Raw genomic sequence first — 14,540 nt, 5'->3', positions numbered from 1 at the left:
CGTGCACGCGCGAGGAGGGACCATGGACCTATCCTTCGACCCGCGTCATCCGGACTTCATCGAGGATCCTTTCCCGGCGCTCCTTCACCTGATGGAGCACGAGCCCGTCTTCTGGAGTGAGAAGCTCCACGGATGGGTGCTCACGCGTTACGACCACGTGCGCGCGTCGCTGCGTGATCCGCGGCTGTCGGCCGATCGCGTGCGCCCGTTTCTCGCCCATTTCAAGGGTCCGGAGCGCGGGACGGTGCAGAGCCTCGTCGAGAGCCTCTCGATGTGGGCGTCCTTCAACGAGCCTCCGGTGCACACCAGGCTCCGCGGCCTCATGAACAAAGCCATGACGTTGCAATCGGTCCTCGGGCTCGAGCCGCGCGTGCGCGCGCTCGCCGACGAGCTGATCGATGCAGCGCTCGAGCGCGGCGAAATGGATATGATCGCCGACTTCGCCTATCCCCTCTCCGCGACGATGATCGCCGAGCTCTTCGGCGTGCCGCGCGCCGACGTCCCCTTGCTGAAGAAGTGGTCGGACGAGCTGGGCGCGTTCATCGTCCAGTCGCGCACGCTCGCCAACAAGTACGCGATCGCCGCCGGCGGGCTCCGCGCCATGACATCCTATTTCGAGGACGTCGTCGCGGAGCGGCGCCGGCGCCCGCGGGAGGACATGCTCTCGCGCCTCATCGCGGCCGAGGAGAAGGGCGACTTCCTGAGCGCGGAGGAGCTTTTCGCGTGCTGCGCGCTTCTCTTTTTCGCAGGGCACGAGACCACGACGCACCTGATCGGCAACGGCATGATCGCGCTCCTCCGCCACCCCGAGGCGCTCGCCGAGCTCCGGGAGCGGCGCACCGACGTCACGCGGATGAGCTCCGCCGTCGAGGAGATGCTGCGCTGGGACGGGCCGCTGCTCATGATGGCTCGCGTCGCCTTGGAGGACGTCGAGCTCGGAGGCAAGCGCATCCTCGCTGGCTCGCGCGTCTTCCTCATGATCGCCGCGGCGAACCGTGACCCGCGGGTGTTCCCGGAGCCGGATCGTTTCGACATCCACCGGCAAGACAACCGGCACATCGCCTTCGGCAACGGTATTCATTACTGCATTGGAGCACCGCTCGCCCGCCTCGAGGCGCGTGTCGCCTTCCCGAGGCTGCTCGAGCGCCTGCTCACGCCCGAGCTGGCCACATCGAAGCTCGTGTGGCGGGACGCTTTCGTGGTACGCGGGGTAGAAAAGCTCCCCATGCGTTTCGCGCGGCGCCCCGTTGCACCCGAACCTTGCACGCTATCCATGCTCTCCGGAGGCAAGGTGGCATCCACGCTGGATTGAAGATCAGGAAATCATCGTACCTGGGCACAGGGTAAGGACATTCATGGTGCAACCTGGGTTGGAAGAGGAGTGCGCTGCGCTGCGCGCGCGGGTCGTCGAGCTGGAGGCGCGCCTCGCGGCGACGGAGGCTGCCGGGAAGGACCAGCATCGTGCGGGGAGCGCCCCCGACGCCGAGAGCGAGCTGTCGCTCCTCCGGGCGGCGCTTCATACCCTCGCCGATGGCGTCATCGTTTGCGACCGAGAGGGCCGGCTCGTTTACTCCAATGCCGCGGCGGAGGCGATGCTCGGGCAAGCTACGACCGACGCCAGGCCCCCGGACTGGTCGGAGCGATATGGCCTCTTCCTCCCGGACGGCGTGACCCCGTTCCCGTCGAGCGAGTTGCCCCTCTCCCGCGCCATGCGCGGAGAGGTCACGGACCGCGTGGAGATGTTCACGCGGAGCGAGCAGCATCCCGAGGGTGTGTCCATGGCCGTCTCCGGCCGGCCCGTTCGTGGCAAGGACGGCGATCTGCTCGGCGCCGTGGTCGTGTTTTGCAATATCGGCGAGCGGAAGCGATACGAGGCCGAGCGCGAGCGCCGGCAACGCGCCGATGCGCGACGCACGGCCGCCGAAAAGGAGCGGCTCCGGATGGCGCGCCTCCTCCAGGGGCTGCTCGACAATCTCGACGTGGTCGTCTGGGCGGTCGACCCGAAAGGCATCTGCACCTTCCACGAAGGTCGCGGCGTGGAATCGGCCGGTCTCACGCGAGGACAGCTCGTCGGGCAGAATTTCCTCGACGTCTATCCCAGCGACCACGTGGCCCGCGCGCTCGCGGGCAACCACATTCACGTGATCGACGATGGGGAGGAGGTCATCTGGGAGCACTGGATGGTCCCGGTGACCGAGGACGACAAGCGCGTCTCGGAGGTCATCGGCATGAGCGTGAACATCACCGAGGCGCACCATGCCAAAAAGGAGATCGAGGCGAAGCTCGCCCTGATCGAGCGGCAGCAGGAGGTGATCCTCAATCTGGAGACGCCGGTCATCCAGGTCTGGGATCACGTCCTCACGCTCCCCATGGTGGGCGTCGTCGATAGCCGTCGCGCCGCGCGCGTGACGGACGACCTCCTCGCCGCGGTATCGCGCACGCAGGCGCGCTTCGCAATCCTCGACCTGACGGGCGTCGAAGTGGTCGACACGGCGACGGCAGGGCACATGCTGAACATCCTCAGCGCCGTGCGCCTCCTCGGGGCCGAAGGGATCATCACCGGGATCCGGCCCACCGTCGCCCAGACCATGGTCTCGCTCGGCCTCGATCTTACACGTGTGCGGACGCTGGCCACGTTGCGCGATGGCCTTTCGTTCGCGATTCGGCGACTCCCGTCGAGCTGACCGGCAGAGCAGGCGCCTGGCCCACGCATTGCCTGCCCAGCGCGCAGGAGCTCGCGCCGAGCGAGCCCAGGCGCGGGCGATGGATCTCGATACGACGATTCGCTGGACGGGGACGCTCATCGACGCGGCCGGCGTGGCGGTGATCGCGCTGGGCGTCGTGGCGGCGACCGTGAAGGTCCTTCACCGGGCCGCCGTGCGATCCTTGCCCGGCGACACGTATCACGAGTTCCGCGAGATCGTGGGCCGGTCCATCCTGCTCGGGCTCGAATTGCTCGTCGCCGGGGACATCATCCGCACGGTCGCCATCCGCCCGACGTTCAGCAGCGTCGGCGTCCTCGTGGTCATCGTGCTCGTGCGGACGTTCTTGAGCTGGACCCTCGAAGTCGAGCTGTCCGGGCGATTTCCCTGGCAGCGGCGGTGACGGGTTTTTCCGTGCGGCTCATTCCGAGGCGTCGTCCGCGAGGTATTTGGCGAGCGTCTTGACGTCGATCCCCAGGCGCTCGGCCGTGCGCGACTTGTTCCCGCCGAGCTCGGCGAGGGCCCAGCGGGCATAACGTTGCTGCACCTCGCGCAGGGGCAGCACGGGCCCGGCGAAATGCGGAGCCGGCGCGCCCTCCGCGGCCGCGTGTGGCAGCGCCGCGTCGGCGAAGAGCGCTTCGGCCCCGCGACCGAGGAGCACGAGACGCTCCACTGCGTGGGCGAGCTCCCGCACGTTGCCCGGCCAGGGATACTCCAACATGGCCAGCATGCATTCGCGCGAGAGACGCTCGACGCGGGAGGTCGGGTGGCGCGCGCGCGCCTTGGCGAGCAAATCGGCGGCGAGCTCGGGCAGATCCTCGCGACGCTCGCGCAAGGGCGGCACGTTCACCGGGACGACGTCGAGCCGGTAGAGCAGATCCTCGCGGAAGAGGCCCTCGGCCACGCGGCGGCGCAGGTCGCGGTGCGTGGCCGTGACGATTCGCACGTCGATTGGCGCCTCTTTCGTCGAGCCGACGGGACGGACGACGCGCCGTTCGAGCACGTCGAGCAGCTTGGCTTGCAGGGCCGGCGCCATTTCGCCGATCTCGTCGAGGAAGATCGTGCCCCCTTCGGCCTCGGCGAAGAGACCGCTCCTGCGCGTGGTCGCGCCCGTGAAGGCGCCTTTGGCGTGACCGAAAAGCTCGCTCTCGAGCAGCGGCTCGGGCAGCGCGGCGCAATTCACCGTGACGAACGGACCCCGCGCGCGGCCGCTCTCGGCGTGCAGATACCGGGCGAGCAGACCTTTCCCTGCGCCCGTGGGCCCCATCAGCAGCACGGGCGCGTCGCTCGGCGCCACGCGGGCGAGCACGTCGAGCGCCGCGCGCATGGCCGGGCTTTTGGCGACGATCCCCGCCTTCGTCGCCTCGTCGCGCAGCGACTTGCGGAGCGTGCGGGCCTCGCGCCGAACGCGCGACTCGTCGAGGGCGCGGCCCAGATACACGACGAGCTCGTCCAGCTTGAAGGGTTTCGTGAGGTAATGGTATGCCCCGCGCCGGATCGATTCGATCGCCGTCTCCATCGCCCCGTAAGCCGTCATCACGAGGACCGGCAGATCCGGCACCGCGCGGCGCGCGGCGGTCAAGAGCTCGATACCGTCCATGCCTGGCATGCGCAGGTCCGTGACGAGCGCGTCGACCGGCTCGGCCTCGATCCGCGCGAGCGCCTGCTTGCCCGTGGCCACGGCGGACGCCGAAAAACCGTGCTCGGCGAGGCCGTCGGCGAGCATCTCGGCCATTTCGAGCTTGTCGTCCACGATGACGACGTGTGGCGTGTGGGATCGATCAGGCATCGGAGCACTCCTCGCCTTGGGCAGGCACGTGGATGCGCGCGCGGGTCCCGCCGCCCTCGTGGGGTTCGAGCACGAGCGAGCCGCGGTGGATGTTCACGATCTCGTGGACGATCGCGAGGCCGAGGCCCGAGCCCGCGGGCTTCGTCGTGAAAAACGGCTCGGTCGCGCGGGCGATGTCCTCGGGCCGGATGCCCGCGCCGCGATCCTCGACGATGAAAGCGACGCCCGCGTCCGCGGCGCGCACCGACAGCGCCACGAGCGTCCCGGGGCTGCTCGCCTCGCAGGCATTGAGCAAGAGGTTCACGACCGCGTGCTCGAGCAGATGAAGATCACCCGCCAGCGTGGGCAAATCCTCGTCCACGACCGACATGAGCGCGACGTGCGCGGCGACGAACCGGTGCTCGACGAGCCTTTGCGCCCCGCGCGCGACGTCGCCCGGATCGACGGGGCGCAACGAGGGGGATCCGCCGCGGGCGAGGTCGAGGAAGCCGCGCACGACCTGGGTGATGCGATCGGCCTGCTCGCTGATGGTGCGCGCCGCGCGCGCCGCTTTCGGGTCCTCGCCGACGCGGGCCGCGAGCTGCTCGGCGCGGCCGACGATGACGCCGAGCGGCGTCGAGATCTCGTGCGCGATCCCCATGGCCAGCGTGCCCGTCGTGGCCGCGCGGCTCGCCCGCGCGAGCCGTTCGTCGCTCTCGCGCACCAGCGCGGCGAGGGCGAGCTGCTTTTCGAGCTCGAGCTCGCGACGCTGCCGCCGCAAGGCCGTCGCGCCGAACGCCACGATGAGCGCGCACGGCACGAGCACGCCGATGAGCAACCGTCCGCGGGCTCGATCCCATCGATCCCGCTCCTGCGACGCGCTCGCCACCACCGCGGTCGTCCAGCGGCCGAGCGGTCCCGCGTCGGTCGCGTCTACCGCGGCCACGGCCCTTCGGTTCGGCAGCCCGAGCGCGACCGCGTCCTCCCGCTCGAGCCGCGTCGTGTCGCGCCCCTCGTTCACCGCGCGCGTGAGCGGATCGCTCTGGATCTGCCGACCATCGGCCGCTTGCCACAGCGCCTCGTCGGGCGGCCTTACCAGGACCACGAGCTCCTCCGGGCGCTCGATTCGCGCCGAAGGGCCCATGAGCCACGCGACGGGCACCGTCAGTTCGACCGTCCTCCCTTCGGTCGAGGGCACGCGCACCGACATCGTCCGCGGCGGGCGTGCGCTCGGCGCGCTCTCCGACGAACGGACCTCGATGCTCGGATAGGCCTTTCGCATCCCCGCCGAGGGCCCGTGGCCCGCGGACACGTCGTCCGCGACGAGCAGGGCATCCCGCCGCACCGCGGAGAGCCGCGCGGAGAGCTCGTCCGACAGGAGGAGCGCGAGCATCTGCTGTTGCCGCGTGAGGGCCACGAGCGCGCCTTCGAATTCGCGCTGCTCGTCGAGCAACGCGAGCGCCGTGATGGCGAGCACCCCGAGCGCCGCCGTCCAGACGAGCCAGCCGCGCCGCATCGCCCTCGCGATCCGCGAGGGGAGCGTCCGGAAGGGGAGGGGAGGCGAAGGCGATCGCATGGCGAGGGCGTTTTCCCGCGGCAGATCGCTGATTGCAGCGCGCATGCCACCACGGCGCGGGGCTCTATCCTGCGCGGGACCGGGACCGCATGCAGGGAAATTTTCCCGGCCCGCCAGGGAATTTTTCCCGTCTCGCGCCGAGGTCGACGCCCGGATCCCGGTGGAACCGGCGCGCCATGTCCTTGGCATCGTTGGTGCTCATACGGCAGGCATGCTTCAGAGCGATCGCGCCGTACGGCGGCGGTGGATGACGCTGCTTTCGCTTGGCCTCTTGCTCGTGCCGCGGGGTTCGTCGGCCCAGGAAGCCGCGGCCACCGCGCAAGCGCCGGGCCTGCGGGCTTTTTCGCTCCGCGAGGCGATCTCCTTCGCCGAGAAGCGGAACCCGGATCTCGTCGCGGCCCGCGCGCGGGTGCAGGCCGCGCAGGCCGCCGCGCGGGTGCCCCGCGCGCAATGGCTCCCCTCCGTCGGCGCGACGGCCCAGATCCTCGGCTCGACGGTCAACAACTCCACGGCGACCATCCTCTCGAACCCTCGCGTCGACCTGCCGCGCATCGGCGCGACCCGCATCTCGGCCGAGCCGGACTTCACGCCGTACGCCTCGACGCTCGTCGCGGTCGGCCTGCGGCAGGAGATCTTCGATTTCGGCCGGATCGCCGCGCAGACGGCAGCCCTCGACGCGCAGGCCGCGCTCGAACGGCAGCGGGCCGAAGGCGCGAAGCTCGACGTCGCGCTCGAGGTCACCGAGGCGTACTGGGCGGTGCGCGCGGCGAAGTCGGTGGCGCAAGCGGCCGACGAAGCCGCGGCGAGGGCCTCGACGCATCGGGATGCGGCGCGCGCGGGCGTCGACGCCGGCCTTCGAACGCCCGTCGAGCTCGCCCGCGCCGAGGCCGAGGTCGCGCGGTTCGAGGTCGCGAAGGTGCGGGCCCAAAACTCGCTCGCGGCCACGCAGGCCATCTTCGCGGCCGTCGTGGGCGTGCCCGACGCGGCGCTCGACGCGGGCGGCGAGGCGGGCGAGGAGGAAGCGCTCGGGTCACTCGACGAGCTGCTCGAGCGCGCGCGGGAAGGCGGCGCCGAGATCCACGAGGCCAAGGCGCGCGTCGACCTCGCGAAGGCCGAGACGCGCGCGGCCGCGGCGCAGATGCGGCCCGATGTTTTCCTGACCGCCGCGATCTCGGGGCGCGCGGGCGGCGCGCCGCCCTCGAACGGATCGACCGTGGGCGGGCACGGCTTCGCGCCGCTCGTGCCGAACTGGGACGTCGGCGTGGTGTTGAGCGTCCCGATCTACGATCCGGTGCTCGCGGCCCGGCGTGACGCGCTCCGCGAGGTCGAGGACGTGCGCGAGGCCGAGCTCCAGGCGACACGCGCGACGCAGGAGGCGGCCGTCCGGCAGGCCTACCTCGGCCTCGTGGCCGCGCGTCAGGCGCTCGGGGCGCTGGAGCGCGCCGCGGCTGCGGCGAAGGTGAACCACGAGCAGGCCGAGGCGCGCTTCAAGGCCGGGCTCGGCACGATGCTCGACCTCGTCGACGCCGAGGCGCTTCGCGTCGAGGCCGAGGTCGAGCGGGCGGTCGGCGGGTTCGAGGTGGCGAGGGCGCGGGCCGCGCTCCGGCGGGCCGTGGCGGAGGTGCGCTGATGAAACGAATGGATCGGCGGGTGATGGGCGCGCTCGGCGCGACGCTGCTCGTGGCCCTCGGCGGCGGCGCGGCGCTGCTTCTTCGGGCGAATTCGTCGGACGTGACGCCGCTCTCCGCGCAGGCGAAGGGCGCGACCGTCGTGCCCGCGCGCGAGGCGACCTATCGGCCCACGCGGCGCTTCGTGGGCACGCTCGCGCCGTGGCAAGAGGCGAACGTCGGCCCGCAGCTCGTCTCGGCCTACGTCGAGACGGTGCTCGTGCGGCCCGGGGATGTCGTGAAGCGCGGGCAGGTCCTCGCGACGCTCGACTGCCGCAATGCGTCCGCGGGCAGCCAGCGCGTCGCCATGCAGGCCCGCGCCCTCGATCAGCGACAGCGAGCCATCGCGAGCGAGGCGGCGCGCGTGCAGGGCCTCGTGGGCGATGGATTCGTCTCGAAGAACGAAGCCGAGCAAAAGGCCGCGCAGAGCGCCGCGGCCGAAGCACAACTGAAGGCGCTGCGCGCCGAGCTCGCGGGCAAGGCGCTCGAGGTGAACGATTGCGTGCTCGCGGCGCCGTTCGACGGGGAAATCACGCGCCGCAACCTCGATCCGGGCACGTTCGTGCGGCCCGGGACGGCGCTCGTGTCGATGGTCGATCGCGCGATCGTCCGCGTCACGGCGGACGTCCCCGAGGTCGATTTCAAGGCGGTCACGCCGGGCGCCGACGTGAAACTCCGCCTGCTCGCGACGGGGAAAGAAATGACGGCGCGCATCGCGCGGCGCTCTCCGGCGGCGGATCCCGTGACCCGCACGCTGCACGTCGAGATCGACGTGCCCGACCCGGAGCGCACGCTCCCCGTGGGGACGACGGCCGAGGTCTTCACCGAGGTCGGCGCGCCGGAGCCCGCCATCGAAATGCCCCTCCGCGCGGCGACGGTGCGGGGCTCGAAGGCGACCGTGATCGTCGTCGAGGGGGACATCGCGCGAAAAGCCACGGTGCGTGTCCTCGGCGAGACCGGAAAGAGCCTGTTCGTCGAGCCCTCGATCTTGCCTGGATCGCTGCTCGTGCTCGAGGGCCGGGCGCAGATCCGCAATGGCGACGTCGTGCGCGCGAAGGTCGAAGGCGCTGCTGCGCCCGTGCCGTCGCTCCTGCCCGTCTCCACGCCCGCGCCCTCGGGAGGGGCGGTCCGATGACGCGCGTCGCGCTGCGAAACCCGCTTGCGGTGCTCGTCATCGGCATTGCGCTCATGGTCTTCTCCGCGGTCGTCACGCCGCGCCTGGCCGTCGACACCTTCCCCGAGCTCACGCCGCCCGTGCTCATCGTCGGCACGCTCGCCTCGGGGCTCGGGCCCAAGGACGTCGAGAAGACGATCACCTGGCGGCTCGAAAAATTCATCGCCGCCACGCCCGGCGTCGACCACATCAAGAGCGAATCCCGAAACAGCCTCAGCATCATCTACGTGTGGCTGAAATGGGGGACCGACCTCAACGCCGCGCAATCGCTCGTGCAGCAGCAGGTCGCGTTCGCGATGTCGTCCGTCCCGAAGACGCTCGGCGTCCTGCCGCCGTTCGTCCTGCAATACGATCCTTCGAACGCCCCGCTCATCCAGATCGCTGTCCACGGAGGTGGGCTCAGCGGGCCGCAGCTCTACGATTTCGCGGTCAACACCGTGGAGCCCATCATCGAGGGCATCCCGGGGGTCGCGAGCGCGTCGCCGAACGGCGGCCGCGAGCGCCAGATCAACGTCGTCGTCGACCCCGTGCGCGCCGAGGCGCGCGGCGTGACCTCGGGCGAGATCGCCGCCGCCGTGGACAAGGCGAACGCGCTCTTGCCCTCGGGTCGCTTCATGGGCGCGGGTTTCGAGGCGAACGTCTACACGAACGCGGTCGCGCCGCGCGTCGCCGACATCGGCGAGGCCGTGGTGAAGGTCGTGAATGGGCACCCGGTGCTGGTGCGCGACGTGGCCACGGTCGAGGACGGAGGCACGCTCCCCACGCAATTCGTCTCCGTCGACGGAAAGCCGGCCGTCTACCTCAACGTGCTGCGGATTCCCGGCGGAAACACGGTCGCGATCGTCGAATCGATCCGCGAGGCGCTCGCGCACCTGCCGGAGCTGCCGCCTGGAATGGTCGTGCAGCCCATCTTCGATCAATCGACGTTCGTCGAGGGCGCGATGAAGGGGCTCGGGCGCGAGATCGTGCAGGCGCTCTTCCTCATCGCGGGGGTCATCCTGATCTTCCTGCAGAGCGGGCGCTCGGTGCTCATCGCGGCCATCTCCGTGCCGCTCAGCTTCGCCGTCATCTTGCTCGTTCTTTACGCGACGGGCCAATCGCTCAACGCCTTCACATTGGGCGGGCTGACGCTGGCCATGGGGCCGCTCGTCGACATCTCGGTCGTCGTGCTCGAATCGATCCATCGCAGGCGCATCGCCGGCGACGACGACGCGACGGCGGCGCTCCGGGGCGCGAACCTCGTCGCCGGGCCCGCGCTCGCCGCGTCGCTGTGCACCATTGCGGTGCTCCTGCCGGTCGTCCTCCTGACGGGGCTCGCGAAAAAGCTCTTCTCGCCGCTCGCGCTCACGGTCGCATCCGCGATGGTCGCCGGATACTTCGTGAGCATGCTGGTGACGCCCGTCGCCTGCCGTTACCTGCTCGGCCACGGCGAACCGGGAAAACTCGCGCGCGCGTTCGAACGCGGCGTCGAGAGGCTCGCGGGGGCGTACGCGGCGGCCCTTCGCGTGGCGCTGTTCCACCGGGGCGCCGTCGTCCTCGCGACCGTCGTGCTCGTCGGGGGCAGCGTTTATGGCGCGTCGCGGCTCCCGAGCGCGTTTTTCCCCGAGATCGACGAATCGATGGAGCGCGTCTACGTCCGCCTCGCGCCCGGGACCTCGCTCGAAGAGTCGACGCGTGTGTTCCAGGAGATCGGGCAGGCGCTGCGGGAGGAATTGCCCAGGGACGAGGTCGAGCTCGTGCTCATGAACGTCGGATCCCCCAGCAAGGCCCGCGCGAAGATGAACAGCCCGAACGCCGGCCCGCACATGGGGTTCCTCCGCGTCGCGCTCGTGCCGCCCGAGAAACGAAAGCATTCGCAGCGCGAGATCGCCGACATGATGCGCGCCATCCTTTCGCGTCGATTCCCCGGCGTGGATTTCTTGCAGGCGCCCGGCGGGCTCGTGGCCAGCGTCTTCTCGAATGGATACATGGCACCGCTCGTGGTCGAGGTGCGCGGGGACAACCTCGAAGAGCTCGACACCCAGGCCCGCGCCGTCGCCGAGGTCGCGCGGACCGTGCCGGGCGTCCGTGACATCTACACGACCCTCCAGCTCGATTACCCGGAGCTGCGCCTCGCCACCGACAGGCAAGAGGCCGGCCTCGTGGGCGTGACCGCGCGCGCCGCCGCGCAGACGACGCTCGAAGCGACGCTCGGCAACATCAATGCTCCTTCGGTCTGGGTCGACGGTTCGAATGGCCAGTCGTATTACGTGGTCACCGCGTACGACCGCGGGATCGTGAACGAGGCCGACAGGCTCCGCGAGATCCCGATCCGCGCGACGACGAAGGGCGCCGTCACGCTCGGCAGTTATGGCGCGATCGAGCGCTCCGCGGGCCCGATCTCCATCGAGCGCAACCACCTCCAGCGCGTGGCGCACGTCCTCATGCAGACCGAGGGGCGTGATCTCGGCAGCGCCGCCGCCGACCTCGAAGCGCGGTTGAAGCAGGACCCGCGCACCCGCGACGTGCGATTCGCCATGGCCGGACAGGTCGAGCTCATGCGCACGACCTTCGGCGGCCTCGGCGTCGCGCTCGGCCTCGCCGTCATGGTCGTCTTCATGATCATGACCATTCAATTCAAGTCGCTGCGACTCCCGCTCGTCATGCTGTTCACGATTCCCGCGTGCCTCGTCGGCATCGTCGCGGCGCTCCTCGGCGCGCGTGAAGGGTTTTCCATTCCCGCGCTCATGGGGATCCTGATGGTCATCGGCATCGCGGTCTCGAATGGCATTCTGCTCGTCGACCACGCGAACCGCGCATTCCAGGCAGGGAAAGACCTCCTCGACGCGGCCGTGGAGGCCGGGCGCGCGCGATTCAGCCCGATCGCCATGACGAGCCTCGCCACCATCATCAGCTTGCTCCCGACGGCGCTCGGTCTCGAACACGGGACGGAGTCGAATCGCCCCCTGGCCCTCGCCGTGACCGGCGGCCTTGCTTCGTCCACCTTCCTGTCGCTCTTCCTCGTGCCCGCGATGTTCGTGTTTCTGGCGAAACGAAGGGCCGAGGACGCCTTGCCCGCTGATTGATTCGTGCATGAACCGGGGGAAATCGATGCCTCGCCTTTTGCGTTTTCTGCTGCTCCTCCTCTTCGGGCTCGCCCTGATGACCGGGGTCGGGTACGTCGCATTGACACGCACGACGCATCGCTGGTTCGAGACCGACCTGCGCGCTCGTTCGCTGTTCGTCGTGACCGCCACGAAGCAGATCCTCGCGCGGAACTGGGAGCACGGCCACGAGGGCCTCGCCGACACGCTCGAAGACATCACGCGGGACGAGCGCGTCATGGGCGCCGCCGCGTGCACGCTCGACGGCCAGCGCCTCGCTTCGACATCCGTGTATCCGCTCGATTACGGGTGTCGCTGGGTCCTCGCGCGCATCGAGCAGGAGGGCGCCGAGACGAACCCCTGGACGACGACCGAAGCGCTGCCCGGCGGCCGCGTGCACCTCAGCGCGATCACGGTCGCGGCCGAGGGCAAACCCATCGGCCGTGTGCTGCTCGTGCACGATCTCAGCTATCTGGAGCGGCGCGAGGCGACCACGCGGAACCTCCTCCTCGCGGCGTTTTTCGTGCTCTCCCTCGGCGCCGCCACCATCACGATGATCGCGGAGCGCCTCGCCTTTCGCGTGTGGACCTCGGAGCTAAGGCGCGCGTTGTCGGGCGAGGTGACGCGTGATTTCAAGCCGCTCGTCGGGGACGTGCGCGCGCTCGTCGAGCGCCTCGCCAGCGAGCGCGATCGCGAGGCGCGGGGCGGCCCGTGGAACCCGGCGCGATTGCGATCCACGCTCACGACGCACCTCGACGGCGAGCGCGTCATCATCCTCGCGAACCGCGAGCCCTACATTCACGACAAGACGCCCACCGGCGTGCGGGTCCTGCACCCCGCGAGTGGCCTCGTGACCGCGCTCGAGCCCGTCATGCGCGCGTGTTCGGGGGTATGGGTCGCGCACGGCAGCGGTACCGCCGACAAGGAGACCGCGGACGCGCGTGGCCACGTGAAAGTCCCGCCCGGGGAGGAGTCCTACAGCATTCGACGCGTCTGGCTCAGCGAGGCCGAGGAGAACGGGTATTATTACGGTTTCTCGAACGAGGGCCTCTGGCCGCTTTGCCACGTGGCGCACGCGCGCCCCGTCTTCCGCGCCGAGGACTGGGAGCATTACGTCCGCGTGAACCGGAAATTCGCCGACGCGGTCTGCGAGGAGGTCGACACCGAGGACCCGATCATCCTGGTGCAGGATTACCATTTCGCGCTCGCGCCCCGCATGATCCGCGAGCGCCTCCCGCGCGCGACGATCCTGACCTTCTGGCACATCCCCTGGCCGAGCGCCGAGCGCATCGGCATCTGCCCCTGGCGCGAGGAGATCATCTCGGGGCTGCTCGGATCGAGCATCGTCGGGTTTCACACCCGAGAGCATTGCAACAACTTCATCGACGCGGTCGACACGTTCATGGAGAGCCGCATCGACCGGGAGGCGAACGCGATCGTCCAGGGGGCGCGGCGGAGCCTGGTCCGGCCATACCCGATCTCCATCGAATGGCCCGTGCACTGGCTCGAAGAGCTGCCGTCCGTGGCCGAGTGCCGCGCCTCCGTGCGCAGGGAGCTCGGTTTGCCCGCGGACGCGCTCCTCGGGGTGGGCATCGACCGCCTCGATTACACGAAAGGCATCGAGGAGCGCCTCCAGGCGGTCGACGAGCTTCTCTCACGTTACCCGGAGTTCCGCGGCCGTTTCACCTTCGTGCAGCTCGCCGCGCCGAGCCGCACCAAGATCGCCCGCTACCGGGAGCTGAACGATCGCGTCGAGGCCCTGGCCGACGAGATCAACGCGCGGTGGGGGAAGGGCGACTACCGCCCCATCATTCTCCTGCGCTCGCACCACGAGCCTCCCACGGTCTTCCGTTATTACCGCGCAGCCGAGCTTTGTTACGTGTCGAGCCTCCACGACGGCATGAACCTCGTGGCCAAGGAGTTCGTCGCGGCGCGCGACGACGAGCTCGGCGTGCTCGTGCTCAGCCAGTTCACCGGGGCGGCGCGCGATCTGACCGAGGCGCTCATCGTCAATCCGTACGACCTCGGCCGGGCCGGCGACGCGATGGCCGCGGCGCTCCGCATGCCCGAGGACGAGCAACGCGAGCGGATGTCGTCCATGCGCCGCATGGTCTCCGAATTCAACGTCTACCGCTGGGCCGGACGCATGCTCGTGGACGCGGCGGAGCTGCGCCGCCGCGAGCGCGTCTCGGGAAGGCTCTCCGCGCCGGCAGTGCTCGCGCGGGCAATAGGATCGTGAACGGAGCATGGGTCTTTTCCTGGGGCCGTTTCGCTGGGGCGTTGCCCCAGGCCCCACCGGGGCTATCCGCCCCTGGACCCGGACCAGCGCAAGCGCTGGACCTTTTGTCGATGAACTGCGCGATGCGCAGTTCATCGCACAGGCCGAGGCAAGACCGGCGACGACCCTGCCAATCAAGACCGCCGCAACTGGCAACGCTGCCTGTAGAACTCATCTCATAAACCGTCCAGGAGCGCCCTGAGGTACACGACGATGCATCCGAGATGGACGAAGCCGAGGAAGTTTTCGGCGTGACGCTCGTACCGAACCACGATGCGGCGGAAGCTCTGGA

General features: G+C 69.8%; 9 protein-coding genes. 7 read left to right on the top strand and 2 right to left on the bottom strand.

The genetic code is table 11. The annotated features are described in order from the left end of the window. The first annotated feature begins 22 nt into the window (after window positions 1-22). From QHF83_RS11505 to QHF83_RS11495, 3 genes are all read left to right on the top strand, one after another. Window positions 23-1,312, top strand: coding sequence for a cytochrome P450 (locus QHF83_RS11505; RefSeq protein WP_282417837.1), 1,290 nt, complete (start codon window positions 23-25; stop codon window positions 1,310-1,312). A gap of 46 nt (window positions 1,313-1,358) precedes the next feature. Beyond that, on the top strand, window positions 1,359-2,684 hold the full coding sequence (locus QHF83_RS11500; RefSeq protein WP_282417836.1) for a PAS domain-containing protein: 1,326 nt from the start codon (window positions 1,359-1,361) through the stop codon (window positions 2,682-2,684). A gap of 79 nt (window positions 2,685-2,763) precedes the next feature. Continuing rightward, on the top strand, window positions 2,764-3,105 hold the full coding sequence (locus QHF83_RS11495; RefSeq protein ID WP_282417835.1) for a DUF1622 domain-containing protein: 342 nt from the start codon (window positions 2,764-2,766) through the stop codon (window positions 3,103-3,105). 18 nt (window positions 3,106-3,123) lie between these two features. On the opposite strand, the gene QHF83_RS11490 is transcribed toward QHF83_RS11495, so the two are convergent. Both QHF83_RS11490 and QHF83_RS11485 read right to left on the bottom strand, forming a co-directional pair. Then, complete coding sequence (locus tag QHF83_RS11490; protein ID WP_282417834.1) at window positions 3,124-4,491, bottom strand: sigma-54 dependent transcriptional regulator; 1,368 nt, start codon at window positions 4,489-4,491, stop codon at window positions 3,124-3,126. Beyond that, window positions 4,484-6,046 carry an ATP-binding protein gene (locus QHF83_RS11485; RefSeq protein ID WP_282417833.1) on the bottom strand — a complete coding sequence of 521 codons (1,563 nt, stop codon included), beginning with the start codon at window positions 6,044-6,046 and terminating at the stop codon, window positions 4,484-4,486. Before QHF83_RS11485 ends, QHF83_RS11490 begins: the two co-directional genes overlap by 8 nt. Before the next feature lie 211 nt (window positions 6,047-6,257). Here QHF83_RS11485 and QHF83_RS11480 point away from each other — a divergent pair, with 211 nt between their 5' ends. From QHF83_RS11480 to QHF83_RS11465, 4 genes are read left to right on the top strand one after another with little or no spacing between them, the layout of a single operon-like run. Continuing rightward, entirely contained in the window at window positions 6,258-7,676 is a 1,419-nt protein-coding gene (locus QHF83_RS11480; protein ID WP_282417832.1) for a TolC family protein, read from the top strand. Further along, on the top strand, window positions 7,676-8,848 hold the full coding sequence (locus tag QHF83_RS11475; protein WP_282417831.1) for an efflux RND transporter periplasmic adaptor subunit: 1,173 nt from the start codon (window positions 7,676-7,678) through the stop codon (window positions 8,846-8,848). The genes QHF83_RS11480 and QHF83_RS11475 overlap by 1 nt, the downstream gene beginning before the upstream one ends. Continuing rightward, window positions 8,845-11,952, top strand: coding sequence for an efflux RND transporter permease subunit (locus tag QHF83_RS11470; protein ID WP_282417830.1), 3,108 nt, complete (start codon window positions 8,845-8,847; stop codon window positions 11,950-11,952). The genes QHF83_RS11475 and QHF83_RS11470 overlap by 4 nt, the downstream gene beginning before the upstream one ends. A gap of 25 nt (window positions 11,953-11,977) precedes the next feature. Next, window positions 11,978-14,209 (top strand): trehalose-6-phosphate synthase, encoded by a 2,232-nt coding sequence (locus QHF83_RS11465; RefSeq protein ID WP_282417829.1) that lies wholly within the window; start codon window positions 11,978-11,980, stop codon window positions 14,207-14,209. Window positions 14,210-14,540 lie beyond the last annotated feature (331 nt).

This window comes from Polyangium sp. 15x6 (genome assembly GCF_029960785.1).
GTDB lineage: Bacteria > Myxococcota_A > Polyangia > Polyangiales > Polyangiaceae > Polyangium.
Note: the sequence above shows the minus strand (reverse complement) of the source record. Positions and strands in the feature narration are given on the sequence as shown.